Genomic DNA, 20,520 nt, shown 5'->3' on the forward strand with positions numbered 1-20,520 from the left:
CGATCGGGCGCGCGTCGTATCACATGGTAGCCCATTTCACCGGACAAATGGTGTCGTGTAACTCGCTTCACCGGACGAATGGTGTCGTGTAACCCGCTTCACCGGACAACAAGGGGCAATATAACTCGTTGCACCGGACAACCGGGGAAGCAGTATATTCCGCTTCCCCGGACGAAGCGAGTGTCGAGTAGCCGAGGCTCCGTATCGGGTTTGCCTTAAAAACTTGCTATCCGAACCCGTAGATACTGGACCCGACCGCATTCAAGAAAAGTTGACTATCGATGTCGGAAGGACGTAGTATTCGAACGCAACGCGAGGAGTACGGGGATGATGGCTCGGACGATCGGACGACGCAGGGGGTGAGCGATCGGGTGAATTCGGACTCGCGATCTCGACGTACGGTTCTGCGAAACGCCGCGGTGATGACAGCGTCGACGGTCGGTGCGGTGATCGTCGGAGCCTCGTCTGCCGGGGCGTTCCACGAGGAGTACGATTCCGTGGTGAACGTCGTCGACGCTGGCGCGGATGATACGGGTGACGAGCCGATCACGCCGGTACTCGAGGACCTTCGCGCCGACGACACCGCGTTCGTATTCCCCGAGGGGCGGTACTACGTCGACTCGCAGTTCCGATTCACCGGATTCGAAAACGTCGGCTTCTTCGGCCGAAATGCGACGCTCGTTCCGGCGAATTATCACGACTTCGACGGACCACGCTACCGAATGTTCCGACTCGGCGTCTCGTACAATCCCGGCCGCGAGCTCCGCTTCGAGGGGTTCGACGTCGACCAGAGGGCACCGAATACCGGCATCCGGGTGATCGAAGCGAGCGTGTCTCGAAATCTCGAGGTCCGCGACGTGACCATCGACGGAGAACACGATAGCGGTACGTGGGGGCCGGGAATGTTCGCGGTCGTCGATCCGGACGGACGAGGCGTCGTCGAGCGGTTCCGTGCGCCGGACGGAGGGGTACACGCGGACGAGACGCCTCACGCCGGAAACGTGTGGCGCGGTCCGATCGGGATCGAGGCGAACACCAACGTCGGCTACCTCGAGTTCAGCGACTGCGAGCTCGGCGGCTTTCCCGATAACGGGCTGTACGCGGTGAACGACGAGGGAACGGTGGTCGTCGACGGCGGCCGGTTCGCAAACAGCAACGGGGCGAACGTTCGGATCGGCGGCAAAGGAAGCGTAATACGGGACGCGACCGTCGAGGTCGATCGTACGAGGCCGTCCGACGACAGTCAGCGGGGGGTTCGTCTCGAGAACGGCGACGATCTCCGTGTCGAGGGCGTCGACGTCTCGATCACTTCGCCCCAACCGACGAGCCACGCGATTTCGGTGATGAACACCTGCCGTGCGTCGCGAATCGAGGACGTCTCGATCGAGATCAGCGGCGACCGGGTGAACCACGGAATCGTCGTCTCGCCGAATGCAGGCTACTGCCACATCGTCGACGGTGAAATCCGCCACGACGCAGCCGGCGGTTATCCACTCTGGATTCGAGACACCGACAAACAGGACCGTGTGCTCGTCGAACTCTTCGACGTCTCGGGCGAGGCGGGCGTCACTTCAGCCGGCTTCCGAGACGGGATCCGATGTGGCAGAGACAACTGCCGGTTCAGTCACGTCACCGTAGACCAGCCCGGTCGTGACGGTGTCGACAGGAACGGCCTGGTCATCGCGGGTGACGACGCGACGTTCTACCGGTGTACACTCCGCGCGAGTCAGTACCCGTACGTCGACCAGGGCGACGGTAACCACCTGCGAAACTCGGACGTCGAGTCTTACCGGGACGGCCTCGCAGGGGTACGCCTCTACCCGGGAATCGACGGGCCGGAGTTCAGAGTAAACCGGATCGCCGGCGGGATCGAAAATCTCGGTGCCAGCGACGTGTTGACCTGGCGAAACAGCTTCGACTGAGCACCGATTTCGCGCGGAGAACGGGATCGAACGACGGTCACGATTCTGACGGTGTCCTCAATTTCCGTCTTCAGTCACGATTCGGCCGTTATCTTCGATCTCCGTCGACCGCCCGGATCGCGTCTCGAAACGTCAGGACCTCGAGGTCCCGTTTCTCGACCCACTCGAGGGTTTCACGGATTCGGTCGGCGGTGACCTCCGCTTTGAACGTGTGTGCACCGAGGACGCCGATCGCCTCCTCTTCGGCGACTCTGTCGAGGTCCGCTTCGACGTCCGCTGGAGTGGTGAACTCGACGAAGTAATCCCGTCGGGTTTCGAGGGGGTCGAACCCCTCGGGCTCGTTGAACATCGATCCCGGTCGCGCGTTCGCGATTCCGTCGTAGTACTCCCGTGCGATCTCGACGGTCCACTCGTCGACGGCGTCGTAGGGGGCCAACAGCGTGTCGACGGTGAATCCCATCCGCTCGAGTTCTCGCTTCGATTCACCGAGGAACTCGTGCATCACGTCCGCCGGATAGCGCTCGACCGCCTCCCCCGCTCGAAACGACGTCTCGAGTGGGTCGTCGAACTCGAGGTAGACCCCGACGTCGTCGTGATCGGAGTCGACGATGGTTCGGCGGACGCTCTCCTCGCCGTCGGTAACTTCGATCTCGTGGCCGTGGTGAAATCCGTGATTTCGCTGTTCCGGGTAGATCCTGGTATCGCCTTCCACGGCGTCTTCGACGAGCTCGAACGCGCTCAACGCGGTGTGTCTCGTCGTGTGTGAGGAAATCTCCCAGCCGGCGGCCGCGAGTTCTTCCAGATGGTGGTCGTCCATCCAGTCGGTGTCGTTGAAATCCGTCCGTCCGATCCACTCGGTGACGATTCCGACGCTCGCCGGAGCGTCGAACTCCTGGTGAACCGGGAACGCCTGTTCGTAGTCTTCGATCGGTCCGTCGTCGTAGACGAAGACGACTGCGCCGCCATCGACGCTCGGGACATCTTCTGTCTCTTCCGACTCGTCGGACGAATCGGTGGTGGCATCGTCACCGCGCTCGCTCGTTCCATCGTCACCGCGGTCGTTCGTCTCGTCGTCACCGCGATCGTTTGCATTTCCGCCGTCAACCGTCTCCTCCCCGCCGTCCGGATCGGTGGCGTTCGAGTTGCGGCCGCTAAACCGACCGGTACACCCAGCGGTCGCGCCGACCGAACCTGCACCGACCGTCACGACGAAACGACGACGCGTCGATTCGTGATTCATCGTATTCGACTCGAACTCGGCCGCTCGAGACCATACTTATTCGATGGGTAATGACCTTCCCGGCAGTGACTCGGCACGTACTGTCCGTGGCGTATCGAATCTGCAGGTACTGTCCGTGCCGTATTGAATCTGCAGGTACTGTCCGTGGCGTATCGATTCGGTACATACTATCCGTACTGTATCGAACCGGTTCGGTCTGACCACTGCCCCTCGAGTCGGACAAATCCGGATCGCCGACGGTATCGTACAACTGAACGATTGAACACCGGTCGGACTCCAATCGCGCGATCACGTACGCATCGTCTCTCAGTAGCGACAAAGGGGTGCTCGAGGAACCTCAGTAGAAACAAAGGGGTACTCGCGGAACCCGTACGGATCGAGAAAGATCCGTTCGTCGAGGTTTAATACGGGTATAATAAGGTCTCACCGAAGATATCGCGCCGATAGTGTGGCGATCGTTTACCAACGGAACTCTCCCAGCGACGACCGCGGCCGATCGGTGGCGAAATCCGCCGACCGACGCTGGAGGGCAGGGTCGTGAATAGAACCATCACGAGCGGTATCCTCTCGGTCGTCGGGGCGAAGATCGTCGTACTCGGCGTGACAGTCGTTTCGACGCCGCTTCTGTACCGACTCCTCGGTGCCGATGGATTCGGAGAGTACGCCTTCTTGCTGTCCATCTTCGCCATCTACATGATCTTCGTCAGCTCGGGGATAACGGACGGCGTTCGGAAGTTTCTCGCCGAGGATCGATCCACCCCGAACTGGATGGCGCACGTCGTCGGTTTCTACTTTCGGCAGGCGGTCGCGCTCGCCGTCGTGGGTGCGCTGGGTATCGTCCTCGTCACCCAACTCGGGTTCGTCGCCGTCCTGTTCGGAGCCGAACTGACGGTCTACTTCTACGTTCTCGCCGTCCTCGTGCTCTCGGCGCAGTTTCGGGACTACGCCCGGAAAACGCTCATGGGATTCGGCCTCGAGCGGTACTCGGAGCCGCTCAAAGTCCTCGACAAGGTCAGTTTCGTCGCGATCGCGATTCCGCTGGTGTATCTGGGATTCGGTGTAGTGGGTGCGCTCGCTGGCCACCTCTTTGCCAGCGCAGTCGTCGCCACCGTCGGGTTGGCACTCGTTCACCGTCGAATTTCGTTGTCGTGTGTGTTCAGCCGACCGACCGACCGGTTTCCGCGAACGCGGATGCTGACGTTCAACTCGATGAGCATCGTCCTCGTGTTCCTATTGATGTCGCTTTATCACATCGACATCGTGATGCTTCAGGGGTTTACCGAGAGCGAAGCGGTGGGCAACTACCGGGCGGCGCTCACGCTCGCGGAGTTTCTCTGGTTCGTCCCGCTGGCGCTCCAGACGGTGTACGTTCACTCGACCTCGGAGCTGTGGTCACAAAACCGCCGTCGGAAGATCACCGAACTCGCGTCTCGGACCACCCGATACACCTTCCTCCTGACCGGCCTGATGGCGGTCGGCCTCGCGGCGCTGGCCGACACCGCCGTCCCCCTTTATTTCGGTCCAGAGGCTGAACCAGCGGTGACACCGCTTTTGTTGTTACTCCCGGGCGCGCTCGGATTCGCGCTCGCACGACCGGTTCTCGCCGTTTCGCAAGGGGAAGGGACGCTCCGGTATCCGATCGCTGCAACCGGCGTGGCGGCTGGAATCAACGTCGTCCTCAACGCCGTGCTTATTCCGCGATACGGCATGCACGGGGCGGCCGTCGCGACGAGCGTCGGCTACGGCTCGATGTTCGTCTTTCACTGCTGGAGCGCCCGACAGATCGGTTTCGATCCCATCGCGGACGCTCGGATCGGGCGGGCTTCGGCGACGATAGCGCTCGCCGCATTCCCGATCGTCGCGGTTACGGCATCGATTTCCAACCCGTGGGTCGCTCTCGCCGCCGTTCCTCCGTTTGGATTCGCCGTTGCGCTCGCATTCGCGCTCCTCATCGGTGCGCTCGATCCGGCCGAACCGTTCGAACTCCTGGCGCTGTTGCCCGATCCCGTCGGTTCGAAGGCGAACGAAGTCCGCGATCGACTCGAGAACGACGATCGAGACGGTGCGTCGACGCGTAGCTGGTTCCAGCGCGTGCTCCTCGTTCTGGGCCTCTCGCTTCTCGTCTCGGGATTCGCGCTCGGTCTCCTCGGATCTGCCGTTGGAGAACTACTCCCGTGACGGACCTGCTCCGATACCTCGGTCCCTTGCCGACGTTTCTCGCGGAACGAGGGCCGCGTCGCTTCTGAGTCTCCCAATCGCCGACGGTACAGTACGGACAAACCGGTCGCCGGCGGTGCTCGAGTACGGACAAATCGGTCGCCAGCGGTGCCGTCAACAGAACGAGTCGTGTTACTGTGTCGGTCCGACCTGCGTCTCGAGATGTTCGCTCTCGTCGACGTCGAAACCGATCGCGAAAAGCAGGCTCGCTATTCCGACGACGAGCACGACCGCGCTTGCCGTTCCCTGATACGAGACGGAGCCTGTTCCGGCGAGAGTGACGAGCGACTGGAGCACACCGATCGCCCCGATGACCCCCGTCACAACGCCGAACGGGTACAACAGGACGAGCGGGTGAAAACCCCGCACGAGGTGTTTCGTCCGCAGTCGCCACAGGAAATTCCGAAACAACATCGTCGAAACCTTCGGGACGTACTCCGTGTAGGCGATGCTCGATTCCTCTTCGCCGTAGACGGCTGGCATCGCCACGTCGGCGACGGCCATGTCGTTGACGTTCAGCTTCACGAGGAGGTCGTTGCAGTATCCGTAGTACTCGTAGAGCCCCTCGACGTCGACGGCCTCGAGCGCCTCGCGTGAGATCGCCGTGTAGCCGTTTTGCGGGTCCATCGTCTTCCAGTACCCGGAGGCGAACTTCGTCAGTACGGTCAGGATCGCGTTCCCGAACAGTCGAAATCGCGGCATCGACGCCCGATACTCGGACGACTGCAGCCGGTTCCCTTTCGCGTAGTCGGCTGTCCCCTCGACGAGCGGGTCGAGCAGTCGCGACATCTGCTCGAGATCCATCTGTCCGTCCGCGTCGACGGTGACCGCGGCGTCGACTCCGTCCTCGAGCGCAGCGAGGTACCCGGTTTTGATCGCAGCCCCAGCGCCGCGGTTCTCGGGGTGTCGGATGGGAACGACGCGACCGATCGGGTCGTGTACCGTCGCCCGCTTCGCCAGCACCGACACCCCACCGTCGGTCAACACGGAGTCCTGTTCGTCGGGGACGGCCCGGGCGGTTTCGGTCACCCCCTCGGTACGTTGCGTCGTTTCTCGGCGGTCTCGAGCGGGACGGTCTCGAGCAGTCCGTTTTCGCTCGAGTGCGTCCCGGTCTTCTCTCGCGGCCGCGAGGATTTCCCGCCACGTGCCGTCGGTCGAACAGTCGTCGATCGCGTAGATGCGGTCGACGAACGTCGGCATGTCACCAATCACGTCGCCGACGAACCCCTCTTCGTTACACGCCGGCATCACGACGCCGACGCGTTGTCCCCGGTACATCTCAGACACCCTCCAGCAGTTCGGACGCCGTGACGACGTCAACGTCTCGGGTCGCGACGTGTTCGAGCAGGTCTGCGAAGGAGTCCTCGCTCAACCCGTCGTCGCCGAGGTGCTCGAAGTGGAGCACGGTCAGTTGACCGTATTCGGCGGCCCGATCGACGTACCCGTTCGTCTCCTCGCCTGCGGCCCCGGAGACGAACCCGAGATTGTGGGGATCCGTAACCGGCAATGCGTTCGGGCCGCCGCCGAACCGAAACGCCTGCTCGTGGTACTCCGCGACGAGGTCAGCGGTGGTCGTGCCGAGCACGTTCCGCGGAGTGAGGAAGTGATTCGCCCCCTCCTCGAACCCGCGGTGTTCGAGCCACGCCGCAGTTCGGCCGATCATCCCCTCTTGCTCCTCCGGCGAGAACTCGGGGAGAGACTGCACACCAGTCCGCGGCCGCGCGGCGACGTCCCAGCCGGAGTCGACGAGTTCGTCCAGCTGGTCGAGCGTGAGCCGTCCCGTCTCGCCGACTGCTTCGGGGATAACCGCTTCGACCCCCGAGAACCCGTACGAGTCCAGGTATTCGAGGGCGGTGATGTGGTGGCTCTCGAGGGTTCCGTCGAACAACAGGACCACCTTCCCTCTATCGGGGCGCTCGACCGCCCGCAGGTCGTCGATCCAGCACTCGATCGGTCCCTCGTCCTCGCCCCGTCGACGAGCTCTCAGACGAAACTCGCGAACGTCTCCGAGGTCCGGGCGTCCCTCGATGCGAGTCGTCCCGAAGTCGACGCGGACCCAGCGGTCGGCAGGACCGACGAGTACGCGTCGCATCCTGACAGCGTTCCGGGAGTTCGGGGCGAACAGTTCGAGCGTGAGGTGAAGCTGTTTACGGCCCGTGAACTTGACCGCGAGCGAGAGGTTCCGATCACGAAGGTTCTCGCCGTGTGGAAGCGTTCCGTAGACGCCCGCGTACTCGTCGTCCTCGTCCGCTATCAGGTGAGCTGACTGGCTTCCGGCGTACGGATCCTTGCGGTCCGCCTCGAGTCTGCCGCCGTCGAGCATCGAGACCCAGCCGTCGAGTTCCTCGAACGTCTCGAGGGACTCGCCGGGGAGGTCGGCCCGGTAGTTCGTCTTCTCTTCCGGCTCGGACGATTCCTCCTCTGGCTCCGTCGAGGGCTCCTCGTCCGTTCGATCCCACTGGACTCCGAGGCAGCCGGCGAGTCCGATGGTACCCACCGTGGACGCCGCCCTCACGAACGATCGCCTGTTTCGGTTCGTCATCGGGCGTCGCGAGGAACCGTTCTGCCTTTCTTATGCAGCTGTTAGCACTCGCCCGGTCGTCTCCGGCACGGGGGTCCAGCGGGTAGCGATTGCTGGTGGTGGAACCCTCGAGTTACCGTTGGGGGTTTACGATATCGATAATAATGCGCCCGGGACGATCACGTCCGCGAAATGGCGCGTATCACAGTCGTCGTTCCGACGTACAACAGAGCCGAAACCCTTCCACGGGCGCTCGACAGCGCGCTCGAACAGACCGTCGACGATATCGAAGTGGTCGTCGTCGACGACGGCTCGTCCGACCGAACCCCGTCGGTACTCGCGCAGTACGACGATCCACGGCTCCGACAGGTCGTCCACGCGGCCAACCGAGGAGCGAACGCCGCCCGAAACACGGGCTTAGAACGCGCTCGTGGGGAGTACGTTGCTTTCCTCGACTCCGACGACGCGTGGCACCCGGAAAAACTCGAGCGCCAGCTCGAGATCCTCGAGCAGCGCTCCGACGAGTGGGTCGGCGCGTACTGCGACGCGACGTTCGATCTCTCCGGTCCGATCGGCCGGTTACGGACGGCCGTCGCGACAGCGCTCGCCCACACGGACGAAGAGCGGACGATGGAGGGCGGCGACGAATTGATCGGCGAGATTTTGGCGGACAACGTCCAGCCGGGGGCCGGATCGACGCTGCTGGTCCGGACCGACGTCGCACGCGAGGTCGGCGGGTTCGACGAAGACCTCGAGCGGTTTCAGGATCCGGAGTTTTGCCTGCGAGTGCTCCGGGAGGGAAACCTCGCGTACGTCGACGACGAACTCGTCGTTCGCGATGAGACGTCGAACCCGTCGGCCGACGTCGTCGAGAGCGCCAACGACCGGTACCTGTCGAGGTACGCGGACGACGTCGAACGTTTCGAGGCCAACGGCTACGAGATTCGCTCGAGTCACCGACTCGTGCTCGCGAAGTACTACCTGGCGGAGGGACGATTCTTCCGGGGGGTGTGTCACCTTCGGAGGTCAGCCCCCTCGCCGCAACGATATCCGGGAATCTGCTGGGCAGTCGCCACCGGCGTCCGCCGGCGACCAACTCGAGCGCTCGGGCTCGTCGGACTGGCACTCGCCGTCCTCGCGTTGATCGAACGGGCACTCGGAGCGGGTGATACGGCACCGCCCGACCGGTAATCTAGCGCACGCTCGGCGACGTCGCGTATGTGCGATCTGGTGTGGGGTGACGTGCATTGCCACCAGAAGACAAATCCGACGCAGCTTTGCCATTCACCACGGTCAACCTGTTCGAACCGCTACAGGCTGATTCCATCGTCGCCGTCTTCATCACCTTCGCCGTCTTCATCCTCGCCTTCGTTCTCTTCGTCCTCGTCGTCGTCTTCTGTGTCGCTGTCTTCCTCTTCAGTATCGTCGTCTGCCCCGCCTTCGTCCTCGTTATAATTACCTCCACCATCGGCATGTACGTCCACATCCTCTGAAACCGCTTCCATGAGCGTTTCAATGTTTTCCCGCTCCCGTCTCTCCAGATCTCGCGGGTATACACCGATAGACACCACCAGGTCATCATCCGTTTCGACGGCTTCGGTGATGTGCAGGTTCACTTCGACGTCCTGTCCGCTAAACTCGGCATCGGCAACAAAAATCGACTCGGTGACGGACGACCCAAGAATCGAAACGTCGTCGTCCCGTTCGTGCTGGACGTTACCGATACCGTCGTAGTTACTCGCAACCAGTTCTACAAGTTCTTCCGTCGACTTGTCCTCGACGGGATTCACCTGCTGGCCAACGACCGAAATCTGCGGCGTAGACAACACGATGAATACTGCACCGCGTTGCTCACCCAGCGGTCCCATATCGACTGCTTTCTCGTGTTCGATCAGGTAGTTCGTGACCCGAACCCCTTCCGAGTACCCGACAGCACCTACTGACTCTTCGATAACCAGGTTTTCGGGCTCGCTTTGTTCGTATCCGGTATCGCTTCGTGCATCTTCCTCGACGCCGACAGGGTTTGCAGTATGTTCGTCGAGACCGGCGACTCCGAGACACCCAGCGAGTCCGATCGCTCCGGCGGATCCAATCCCAGCAAGTAATGTTCGACGGTGCATTATCCTCGGCTTCCTTGCTCGAACCATATGGGCTTGGTGGAACAATATAAATAAGTAACAGCTAGAACTGGGATAACGAGCTTCTATAGTAACAACTGAAACGATTTACACACCGATCGCCGATCTGTCTGGCGATCGGGTGTGCAATGACTCTCAGTGGCTACTATAGGTAGACAGGCAGCCAATCGGGAGAGGGAATCCTACAGTAATTGCAGGGTCGAATCCGTCGCAGCAGGCCGATTCGTCCCTGCAGTCGACGCTTGGGAGGGCACCAGAACTGTTAGATGGGACTGGAACTCTTTCAGATCCGAACGGAAGGGGACCGCTCGGTCACTCGAGAACACGCAGACGGCGATGGATCGTTGCAGAATCGAAACAGAGCCCGCGTACTGTCGGACAACTGTCCGTAAACACTCGACCACGTCTCACGGCTCGTCACCGACGGCGGCTGCCGTTCGCGTGTGGTCGATGTGTGATACGGATTACTGTAACTGTGTACCGGAGCGATCGGGCGCAGTCCCGCGGTCGCTCCGGTAACGACTTACAGTAAACCGTATGAACCGTCTTGGCCGACAGTCTCAGAACGGATCGGTGCGCAGCTCCCAGAGGTCGTCGAAAGTGATGACCTCGACGTCTGCGTCGTCGATGTGCTCGAGTAACGTTTCGTAGTCGGATTCGGGCATCGTATTCTCGGCGTCGAAGGCGTGAAAGTTCAGGATCGTACACTGGTGGTGCTCCTCGGCGAGATCGACGCAGCGCTTCGATATGTCGAGGTCGTGGCCGATTGTCCGCGGCAGCGCCAGTGGATCGAAGCCGTAGACGCTGGTGGTGTTGACGTCTCCCGCCTGATTGAAGCCGCCACAGTAGTGGTAGTCGGTGAAGTACTCGAGACTCGTCTCGTCGTAGCTGTTGTGCGGATAGACGATGTAGTTCGCCCCTTCGAAGCCGTTCTCGACGAACCAGTACTTGTCGCCACGGATTCGCGTCTCGATCTCGTCTTCGTCGTCGTATTCGTGGATCGGTTCGTGGGTTCCGTGGACGACGATCTGGTCACCTGCGTCCTGTCGTTCCTGGAGTTCGGCGACCGTCATGATCCCGTCTCGACCCTCTTCGGTCCACCGGGGAACGGGTGCCTGTACCGTCTGAAACCCGAACTCGTCGTGCAACGGCGAGGCGGTCTCGTAGTAATCGCGGAACCCGTCGTCCCAGACGAGCATCACGTAGCCCTGATCGGGCGTGTCGTGAATGCGGACGTCGTCGATCCAGACCTCGGCTTCGTCCATGGTGTGCAGGACGTGGAACTCGATGCGATCGAGTTCGTCCATCGCCGTATCCATCTCGCTCCGTTCGTACACGCCCGGGCTCGCACGAAACCAGCCGACGTCGGGCGCTCGGTAGGTAATCTCTCGGAGGGACGATATCGTTTCGTTCCCGAAGATATCGACGACGTGAACGTTAACCGTCAGGTTCTGTGGCGTCGACGTCCGGATCGCAAACGAGAGGTCCCTGTCGGTCAGATCCACGTCGTCGAGTTCCAGACTCGCGACGCCGGTCTCGTCCTCGTCGACCGTTAGCCTGAGACTCTGGGAGCCGTCGAACGCGACGTCCTCGTCGGCGTCCCCCGCCCCCTGGACGATTTCCCAGTCGTCGAACTCCTCGACTGCATCGAGGGCCTCGCCGGGTTGACCGTACCGCTCGCGACTGTCGTACTCGGTCTCGAGTTCCGGCACGCCATCGAGGAGTGCCGACACGTCTGTCTCGTCGTCGCCCGTCGATTCGTTACGGGTTCCGTTACCGCCCGAACTGCTGGTTTCCAGTTCGACACGGTCCGTACAGCCGGCGAAGCCGGCGACTGCGGCCGCACTCGAGAGCCCGAGGAATCGTCGTCTGCTCGTACGTCTGTCTGCCATCGGTGGACCGACCTACCCACAGAGGTCCAATTATTATGCAGTGGGTAGTCGAACCACTCGACCGTCAGAATCGCGCCGTTCGCGCCACCTCTCCCGTTTAACAACGGTATAGTAAACGCCTATCCGGACTGATACGGATTGCTGTAGTTGTGTACCGGAGCGACCGCGGGGCGGTGACCGGTCTTCGGAAATAACTTACAGCAGTCAGTATGCACCGTTTCCAGCGAGCGGACGATAACGGGGGAGCGGCGATAGTGTCCCTCGATCAGTCGTCACTTTCGAGGTGGTCGTCAACGATGAACAAGGAACTCTTCGGCGTTTTCGGCGGTATCGATGCATTCGAGCGGTTCAGATCACGAGACGAGTTCGACGAGGTGATCGTCGGTCCGGGCGTTACGGTCGGAATCCGAGATCCTGGTCTCGAGCGCCCCGGCTGGAGCGACGTTCACCGTGATCGAGAAGCGAGTTGTGTCGTCTGGGGCGAAGCGTATGCCCCCGATGGAGCGGGGCCCGCACGGTGGCTCCTCGAACGGTACGCGAGCGACGGGCTCGACGCGCTGACGTCGCTCAACGGATCGTATCTCGCGGTCGTCGATCCCGTAGACGAGGACCCGTTCGTCGTCACCGACCCGGTTCGGTCGCGGGAGTGTTTTTATACCGACGCATCGGGCCCCCGGACGTTCGGGACGGACGCCGCTGCAGTCGCTCGCTCGATTCCGGAACCGACGCCCGACGACGACGGCCTCCTCGAGTTCGTTCACCTCGGTGTGACTCTCGGGGAGAAGACGTGGGTGAACGGACTCTGTCGGTTGCCCCTCGACAGCCGACTGACGGCGTCGGCGGTCGACTCGCTCGACCGGTTCGTCTACGATCCACAGGAGTTCGACTACGTAGACGAACTGGCGACGCGACTCTCGAGGGCCATCCGGCGTCGATCGGACCACCCCGGTCGCAAGGGACTCCTCCTTTCGGCGGGCTACGACTCCCGGATTTTCCTCTCTCAGCTCTCGGAGATCGATCGCTGCTATACGGTGGGTTCGCCGGAGGCCCAGGAAGTCCGCGGAGCGAAGCGTCTCGCCCACCAGTACGACGCGACACACACGGCGTTTCCGCCCGACGAACGGTACCTGCTCGCCGACGAGCGCAAAGTTCGATACACCCAGGGGATCAAAGAGTCGCTTCACATCCACCACGCGGGGTACACGGACGAAATCGAAGTGGATACGGTCTATCACGGACTCCTCTGTGACACCTTCTTCCGGGGACACTTCACGGCGGGAGACGGGGTAGAGATCTTCGGCAAGCGGCTCCCGTTCGATCGCCTCGATCCGGATCCGGACCCCGTGGAGTCGCTTCTCGGGAAGTTCGGGTACGACAGCGATGCCAGCTTCGAACTCGCGAAACGGACGGCGTTCGACGTCGATCCCGAGACGTTCGTCAGAGAGGCGATCGGGGACGAGTTCGCCTCGACGCGCGCTCGAGCGGATGGAATTCAGAACGCGCTCGCGTGCGCGGGAATCGCGAACCAGCCGTCGATGCCGTTTCACACCCAGTTGGCGGATCGATTCTACGCGCCGTTTCTGGCGACCGATCTGGAACTGCTCGACTGGCACCTCCGGACACCTCCTCACGTTCGGACGACGGAAACGTTCCTGCGGGCGTGCGAACGGCTCGACGACGACGTGTTGCGTCATCGACCACCCGATCGTCCCCGAAATCACGTTCTGTTCAACGAGGTCGAGGGATTCGTTCGCCGGAACACGCCCTTCCTTTCCTCGTTCGAATCCCCGTGGCCGAACCGGTGGGCAGTCTTCGACCGGTACGATCTCGATCGTCGACTGCTCCCCGGTCGAGACCGTCTCTATCCGCTTCCGCCACAGCATAAGTTACGGATAAACGACGTTCAGACCTGGCTGGGGTCGCGGCGAGATCGAAGTGGAAAGCCCAGGCCCCGGTTCACGCCTCGAACGTAACCCGTATCCACTGTCCTACCATCCACAACGTAGTCACACACTGCTCACACGGCTTCGTGCGATCAGGCGTACATTGCAGTAGGGAGTATCGTTCGCCGGTTCGCGATCCGTTCGAAACCTGGTATCGGGACTTAATCACCGGTGAATAGCGTTTACAGGGATGGGCTGAAACCGACCCTCGTCAGACAACTATCTCGACGGTGAAAATACTTATATATCGCCAGGGGATAGCGTGGAATATGCGTCTGACGCCGTCCTGGTTCAGCCCTTCGTCGAACGAATCCGGCGAAGAGCGTACAAAGGACGCCGATCCGTCCTCGTCGGTCACGATCTACTACGATTCGACGGCAACACCGGAGTCGTCTGTCGGCGTAGATGTCGAAGCGACGGCGACGAATTTCGTTCCGGAATCCGACGAAGCCTTGTTGGCTGCTATCGAGGAGATACCCGCTCCCGTGACCATCGACTCGATCGTCGATCGACTCCTCGACCAACATCAACAGCCGATCGAGACGTGGGCCGCCGTTCACGAACACCTTTACGAGAATCGCCTGCCCGCACTCGACGCCGCGGACGTCGTCGACTTCGATCCCGACCGGGGCACGGTCGAACTGCCCGATCCGGAAGCTAGAAACGGGGGCCAGCTTTCGGTATCTCTTCTCGGGTTCTGCCTTTTCAGCTTCGTCGTCGTCTTGCTGTTCGCCTGGATGACGTCCGTGCTCACTGCGTTGACGTTTACGTTCATCGTGATGACCCTCGTCGCCTGGTTCGTTCCCATTTCGGGGTTCGTCTGAACGCAACGGCACGTATCTCTTTTCACTTCACGTACTGCGAGACGGTCAGTACCGTAAAGACCATCAGGACGAGCGCGGCCAGTCCGGTCCCCGTAAGGATCGACATCCCCGGCAGTTCCAGTGCTGCGCCGAGAACCGCGACGAAACAGATGGCCGTTGCGGCGATGTAGTAGTCGCTGGCGGCTGCGGTCGTCGACTGCTCGTCGGCGGGTTCGCTGTCGGAATCGACCTGGAGGTACTGATCGATTCGGTCCGCACGGGGTTTCCGTTCGACGATGCCACGGTTTTTCTGGTAGTCGATGACGCCCGCTTCGTCTAATTTCGAGAGGTGAGACTGGTACAGCGGGATATACACGCGCTGACGTTGCTTGGACGTGAGCGCTTCGACGGTGGTCTCGTGTTCCCACGCAGCGACCTGTTCTGCTACGTCGCGCATACGCACGGAACTGTCCGTATCGCGGAGATACCTGAGAACCAGGCGCCGACGTTCGTTCTGGAGGAGATGGAAAATTTCGTCCTCGGAGAGCACATCCTCGGCGTCGGAACCGTCGTCTTTCCCGTTCGTTCCCCCTTCGGTGTCGGAATCGTCATCCCTTCCGTTCGATTCCTCCGCAGGTTGTTCTTCACGACTGATATGAGTCGGTGTCATCGTGCCATCTTCCTCTCTCTGATAGTGGGTAATAAAGGATAGAAACTGTCCTCTCAAATTGCGATATTTTCTCTGATTTCACGAGACGACTGAGATTATTTACGTCATTTTAATACCACGATAAAATGACTGTCAGAGTCTGATGACGGTGTTTGAGTTCTCCCGGCCGGCCGTATAATAACCGAAATCTGCGATTGTATTTTCCCAACGTTTACTCATACTTTCGGTTCGTTCCAAATTCCACAACCGTTTTCGAACGGTGGAAGTATATATAAGTCAGTTCCCATCGGTCTCGTTATACATCACCCTCGATCGAGGGCCAATTGACGAATCTATTCTCGCTTTATCGGGGCGATAATAAACCCCATCGGCCCCGTCGAGAACCGTATGAGTGACCCAGACTGGTGGTTTCTCGACCTGGCGGTCGTCATCGCGGTCAGCGGAACCCTCGCGTTCGGGCTGTTCGCCGGTGTCGAGGGACCTCTCAGGATCGCTTTCGCACTCCCGTTCGTCTGTTTTCTCCCGGGATACGCCCTCATGGCGGCTCTCTTTCCGGACGAAACCGGTGACGACTACCGATCGTTCGACGACGAGAAGATGGGACTCAGGAATCCACTGCTACTCGCTCGAGGCCTCGAGCCCATCGAGCGGTTCGTCCTGTCAGTCGTCTTTAGCGTCGCGATCGTTCCGGCGGCCACCCTCATTACGGCCGCAACCCCTAGGGGTTTGACGGCCGAAACGGTACTTTCCGCGATCGCCGTACTGACCGTTGCCCTCGCAGTCCTCGCGATCGTCTCACGGGCGCGGTGTCCACCCCAGCGACGGTACTCACCGACGCTCTCGGACGTGACGCCGTTTTTTGCGGGACTGCGACCGAACGCGTACGGAGTCCCGACTCCCCGACCGTACAACGTCGCCATTGCACTCGCCCTCACGTTGCTCCTTGCGAGCGTCGGCTTTGCACTGGCCGCCCCTCCACAGCACGACGGATTCACCGAATTCTCGATCGAGACGGAGGACGTGACCGGAGAGACGAAGACGATGTACGAGTCGACCTACGCCCAGGGCGAGACCGGCGAAGTGGCGGTCTCTATAACGAATCACGAACGCGAGGAGACGACGTACACGACCGTCGCGGTGCTAGAGCGCGTGGACGGTGACGGCGTCGTGACCGACCGCACGGAACTCACTCGCGAGTCGACGACGGTCGCCGACGGGGAGACCCGCGAACAGCCCCTCGAATTTACGCCGACCCAGCGGGGCGAGGACCTTCGTCTGACGCTATTGCTGTTCGAGAGCGAACCGCCGGCAGAGCCGACGGGTGACGACGCCTACCGCGTCGTCTCCGTGCCGATCGAGGTCCGATAGATGTGGCCCTGGGAGCACGTCGCTGTCGGATACGTCCTCTACTCGCTCGCGTCGAACCTGCTCGTGGGTGACTCACCGACGGGCCGGGAGACAGCTGCTGTCGTCTTCGGATCGTTGCTTCCGGATCTGATCGATAAGCCTCTGGCCTGGACGGTCGGCGTCACCGAGACCGGATATTCGATCGCCCACTCGCTTTTCGTCGCACCGTTCGTCTGTCTCGTCGCGTACGCATTGGTCGCCCGGAGCGGCGATTGGCGTCTCGCCGGTGCCTTCTCGCTTGCGTACCTGTCTCACCTCGTCACCGACGTCCTCAACCCGATTCGCGCCGGCCGGTCGCCGGAACCGCGCGTGGTTCTCTGGCCGATTTCCTCGCCACCTGCCGGCGATCACGGTGGGTTCCTCGATCACGTCGGCGTGTACATGATCCGGTATGCGAACGATCTTTTCGCGGAGGGAGTGTCGGCGGGGTTCGTGTTGCAGCTCTCGCTGGCGGCGATGGTCGTCGTCGTCTGGATACACGACGGCGCACCACTCGGTAGCGACTGTTGGCGATTCGTCCGCGACCGGCTGCGCTGACGAGGTCGAATAGTTTTCGTCGACCGACAGTCATACTGTCGGACAGCAGTCAGCGAGACGTCGGTCACGAATTCGTGGCCGTCGCCACTGGAGTCGGCTACAGGAGAGGGACCGATCGCCGCATCGTTCTGTGTGGCAGTATCAGTCGGCCCGTCTCGAGTCGTTTCTCGCACGGACGAATCCCCAGGTCGATTGGCGTTTCGGTCGGACGACTGACGGCCGATGTCGCACCAATTGAAACTATTTTCACACCCCTCCCCGGTCTCCGATTCGGAATGAGTGAACCGCGAGCGAGCCGATCAGGCGGTCGCGGGCGACGGTGTACACACCGTCACTTCGCCGTTGGTGTAGATCGTCGCCTGATCCGGCCGACACAGTTGATCTCGAGAGATTTGCGTGATTCGTCCCTCTCCGCTTTCGTCGGTAAAGTAGACGGCTCGAGTCGACTGTGCTTCCCGGTAGACGACGTACTCGTGGTCCGCGACGCTATCGTTCGGCACTGTCGCGGTCGTCGTCGATGGATACGCGCCGGTGCGACTGATCACCGTCTGGTACGGGTGGTCCGTGTAGAGCCGCTGGTCCGGCCTGATCTCACTGCCGTCCGGCGAACCGGTGAGTGCTGCGACCGATTCGACCGCGGCGAGTTCCGCTTCGTCGTAGGCCAACCGTTCGTGTTGCTCGTCGAAGACCGGATTGTCCGCGTTGCTCTCCACGGCGAGGACCATCGCCCCCGGATAGATCAGCGTGAACAACAGCAGACACGACACCACGAACGCTGGCGACAGGTTTTGGGTGACAGTCCGGAGACCGATCGCCCCGAGGATGGCCATCGGCGCGTAGAGGAACGCGAACCACCGCGTCGGGATGAAGGTGTGGATTCCGAACATCGGCATACCCATGACGAAGACGAGCATGAACGCAGCGGCGAGCAGGAGCGTGAACACCGATTGTTCGGCCCGTCGCCGATGGACGACGTACAGACACCCCGCGAACGTTGCGCCGAGCAAAAACAGGAACCCGAGCGCGTCTATGTACGGTAGGACCTGCTCGAGCAGCGTCGGATCGGTCACCGAGGCGGCCTCCCCGCCGCCGGTCGATCCGCTTGCGATGTTGAGGAAGCCGGCGCTCTCCTCTAAGGTCTGGGTGAAAAAGCTCAGTACGGTCGCCAGAAACGACTGCTGGCGGTACGGCGTCAGCGACCAGACGAAGATGGTCATTCCGAAGTTGAAGACCACGAGCCCGATGAGGTTGACCGGCTTTTTCACGCGGAAGACGTCCGGATCGAGTCTCGTGAGCCCGAACGGACCGACGACGAAGACCACCTGCGCGACGAAGGCGGCGAGCAACAACACGAGCATGATGAACGTCGACACCTGATGGGTCAGGACGACCGCGACGCTCAACAGGAGCAACAACGAGAAGTCCCGGAACGTGTACTCGATCCGCATCACCCGAATCAGCGCGTACAACATCCCGAGGAAGAATACCAGCCCGAGGCTCGTCGGGATGAGGTGGATTCCCCACATTGAGACGTGACTCGCGAGGGCGTAGAGAGCCGCCGCGAGCACCGACCACCGATCCGAAACCAGTAAATTCGTCGTCGCATACACCAGCAGGATCGACGCGGGCATCACGATTCCGACCGACAGGTACAACCCGAGACGCAGCGACACGTCGAACAGCAGCGAGGAGGCGACGACCAGGAGGTGATAAAACGGCGACGCGTAGTGTTTGTCGTGAGAAATCGCGCCGAGACTCCCTTCCTCGCGGATGGCGCTTGCCAGTTCCATGTGCGTCCAGATATCGATCCCGACGAACCCCGGCGTCGCGTACAGGGCGGTAAACCGGAACACGAACGCGAACAGGACGATCTGGAGCAACAACAGGCCGCGGTCGAAGGTGCGGTCGCTGGCGAAGAGAATCTGTCCGACCAGCAGCGTCGCGACGACACTCGAGAGGCCGAAGAACGCGGCCGTTCGCTCTCCCTGCACAACGGGCAGGAGGACCATCGCTGTGAGCCCGACCAGGACGACACTCGGCAGGGCCATCGTTACGGATTCCGGTAACCGGGGATACGATTCCCCGTCGCGTTGCTGGTACAACGCCGCGATGTAGAGGAGGCAGGCTGTGCCGAGCACCAGCGGGACGGTGTTGAGATAGATCTGCGACGCGAACAGTCGCAGCGGGAGCAGTGCCAGGGCGATTGCCAGTCCGCCGATCGCTGCGACGGTGTCGAGTCGTAGCGGTCGCAGTTCCGACAGTGATCTATATTCCATCGGGGATCATCCTCCGGCGTCGCGTCTCGTCGCTCGTCTCGATGAGCCGTTCGTAGAGCGCAACCAGTCGATCGCCCATCGTCTCGAGGCCCATCCCGTCGATCCGTTCGCGCCCGTTCGACCGTCGGCCGTCTTCGAGGATGACGGTGAGCGCGAGCGTGAGTTCTCCGTCGTCGTCGCTGACGAAGCAGTTGCGGAGGCCGCTGACCGTCTCGGAGACGAACCCGACGTCCGTCGAAACGATCGGCAGGTTGCAGGCGGCAGCTTCCTTGACGACCATCGGGCCGCTCTCTCGCGTCGACGTGACCAGGAGCGCGTCACTCGCGTTCAGGTAGTACGGCATCTCCTCGTAGTCGACGCCGTCGATCGGACGCAACTCGACGTCGGCGTCGAGGCGGTCGACGATACGACGTGCCCGCGGGAAGTCTTTGACCGCCCGCGACGGATCGTACGGGAAGAGCACGACCGGTCGGTCGGTCTCCCAGCCGATGCGCTCGCGCGCGACGGTTCGTGGGATCGGTCTGAACCGTTCCGTGTCGACGCCGAACGGGATCAGTTCGTGATCGATTTCGAGTTGCCGTGACATCACGGAACTCGGTACGACCGCTTCGCTCACACGGCGGGCCCCGAACCGACTGATCGACCGCAGCCACTCCCATTCGGCCATCAGATCCGTTCCCCACAGCGTGAGCACCGTCGGACGGACTGGCTGAGCGAGCGCGAACGGGGCGACCAGTCCGTAGTTCGCGTGAACCAGATCGTACCGATCGGACCGAACCTCCGAGAGTATCTTCGGGTAGAAACGCGCGTAGTCGAGCGGCGTCCGCACCGAATCGCCCCTGTCGCGACCGGGAACGCCGACGACCGTACAGTCGACGCCGCGATCCTCGAGGGCCGAGACCTGTTGGTCGAAAAACGGCCGCCGCGTGGTGACGATCTGTAGTACTCTCATCG

Annotated in this window: 15 protein-coding genes; 7 read left to right on the forward strand and 8 right to left on the reverse strand. The window is 61.6% G+C overall.

Annotation, left to right across the window (positions count from 1 at the left end; translation table 11 throughout):
- Positions 1–281 precede the first annotated feature (281 nt).
- The gene (locus tag EA473_RS07685; protein ID WP_394341302.1) at positions 282–1,922 is read left to right on the forward strand and encodes a right-handed parallel beta-helix repeat-containing protein; all 1,641 of its coding nucleotides are present in this window, start codon (positions 282–284) and stop codon (positions 1,920–1,922) included.
- An 88-nt stretch (positions 1,923–2,010) separates the two neighbouring features.
- On the opposite strand, the gene EA473_RS07690 is transcribed toward EA473_RS07685, so the two are convergent.
- Entirely contained in the window at positions 2,011–3,162 is a 1,152-nt protein-coding gene (locus EA473_RS07690; protein ID WP_124195084.1) for a polysaccharide deacetylase family protein, read from the reverse strand.
- A 537-nt stretch (positions 3,163–3,699) separates the two neighbouring features.
- Here EA473_RS07690 and EA473_RS07695 point away from each other — a divergent pair.
- Positions 3,700–5,340 carry a flippase gene (locus tag EA473_RS07695; RefSeq protein WP_124195085.1) on the forward strand — a complete coding sequence of 547 codons (1,641 nt, stop codon included), beginning with the start codon at positions 3,700–3,702 and terminating at the stop codon, positions 5,338–5,340.
- A 171-nt stretch (positions 5,341–5,511) separates the two neighbouring features.
- On the opposite strand, the gene EA473_RS07700 is transcribed toward EA473_RS07695, so the two are convergent.
- Together EA473_RS07700 and EA473_RS07705 are read right to left on the reverse strand one after the other, a co-directional pair.
- Positions 5,512–6,657: a glycosyltransferase family 2 protein gene (locus tag EA473_RS07700; RefSeq protein WP_124195086.1), complete on the reverse strand. Its 1,146-nt coding sequence runs from the start codon at positions 6,655–6,657 to the stop codon at positions 5,512–5,514.
- 1 nt (position 6,658) lies between these two features.
- Positions 6,659–7,921, reverse strand: a complete 1,263-nt coding sequence (locus tag EA473_RS07705; RefSeq protein ID WP_124195087.1) for a polysaccharide deacetylase family protein — start codon at positions 7,919–7,921, stop codon at positions 6,659–6,661.
- Positions 7,922–8,092: 171 nt separating this feature from the next.
- Here EA473_RS07705 and EA473_RS07710 point away from each other — a divergent pair, with 171 nt between their 5' ends.
- Entirely contained in the window at positions 8,093–9,091 is a 999-nt protein-coding gene (locus tag EA473_RS07710) for a glycosyltransferase family 2 protein (protein ID WP_124195088.1), read from the forward strand.
- A 119-nt stretch (positions 9,092–9,210) separates the two neighbouring features.
- Here the strand turns inward: EA473_RS07710 and EA473_RS07715 are convergent, their stop codons facing one another.
- On the reverse strand, positions 9,211–10,020 hold the full coding sequence (locus EA473_RS07715) for a DUF6517 family protein (RefSeq protein ID WP_124195089.1): 810 nt from the start codon (positions 10,018–10,020) through the stop codon (positions 9,211–9,213).
- Positions 10,021–10,598: 578 nt separating this feature from the next.
- Positions 10,599–11,930, reverse strand: a complete 1,332-nt coding sequence (locus EA473_RS07720) for a polysaccharide deacetylase family protein (protein ID WP_124195090.1) — start codon at positions 11,928–11,930, stop codon at positions 10,599–10,601.
- Between the two features lie 296 nt (positions 11,931–12,226).
- Between EA473_RS07720 and EA473_RS07725 the strand changes: the two genes are divergently transcribed.
- Both EA473_RS07725 and EA473_RS07730 read left to right on the forward strand, forming a co-directional pair.
- Positions 12,227–13,903 (forward strand): hypothetical protein, encoded by a 1,677-nt coding sequence (locus EA473_RS07725; protein WP_124195091.1) that lies wholly within the window; start codon positions 12,227–12,229, stop codon positions 13,901–13,903.
- A gap of 239 nt (positions 13,904–14,142) precedes the next feature.
- On the forward strand, positions 14,143–14,697 hold the full coding sequence (locus EA473_RS07730) for a hypothetical protein (RefSeq protein ID WP_124195092.1): 555 nt from the start codon (positions 14,143–14,145) through the stop codon (positions 14,695–14,697).
- Between the two features lie 22 nt (positions 14,698–14,719).
- On the opposite strand, the gene EA473_RS07735 is transcribed toward EA473_RS07730, so the two are convergent.
- Positions 14,720–15,346 (reverse strand): DUF7344 domain-containing protein, encoded by a 627-nt coding sequence (locus EA473_RS07735; RefSeq protein WP_124195093.1) that lies wholly within the window; start codon positions 15,344–15,346, stop codon positions 14,720–14,722.
- Between the two features lie 387 nt (positions 15,347–15,733).
- On the opposite strand from EA473_RS07735, the gene EA473_RS07740 reads away from it, so the two are divergent.
- Entirely contained in the window at positions 15,734–16,714 is a 981-nt protein-coding gene (locus tag EA473_RS07740) for a DUF1616 domain-containing protein (RefSeq protein WP_124195094.1), read from the forward strand.
- Positions 16,715–17,290, forward strand: coding sequence for a metal-dependent hydrolase (locus EA473_RS07745; RefSeq protein ID WP_124195095.1), 576 nt, complete (start codon positions 16,715–16,717; stop codon positions 17,288–17,290). It begins immediately after the preceding gene.
- Positions 17,291–17,589: 299 nt separating this feature from the next.
- Here EA473_RS07745 and EA473_RS07750 read toward each other — a convergent pair whose 3' ends face one another.
- Both EA473_RS07750 and EA473_RS07755 read right to left on the reverse strand, forming a co-directional pair.
- Entirely contained in the window at positions 17,590–19,566 is a 1,977-nt protein-coding gene (locus tag EA473_RS07750) for a hypothetical protein (protein WP_124195096.1), read from the reverse strand.
- On the reverse strand, positions 19,556–20,518 hold the full coding sequence (locus EA473_RS07755) for a glycosyltransferase (RefSeq protein ID WP_124195097.1): 963 nt from the start codon (positions 20,516–20,518) through the stop codon (positions 19,556–19,558). Before EA473_RS07755 ends, EA473_RS07750 begins: the two co-directional genes overlap by 11 nt.
- Positions 20,519–20,520: the final 2 nt, after the last annotated feature.

Source organism: Natrarchaeobius chitinivorans (genome assembly GCF_003841505.1).
GTDB lineage: Archaea > Halobacteriota > Halobacteria > Halobacteriales > Natrialbaceae > Natrarchaeobius > Natrarchaeobius chitinivorans.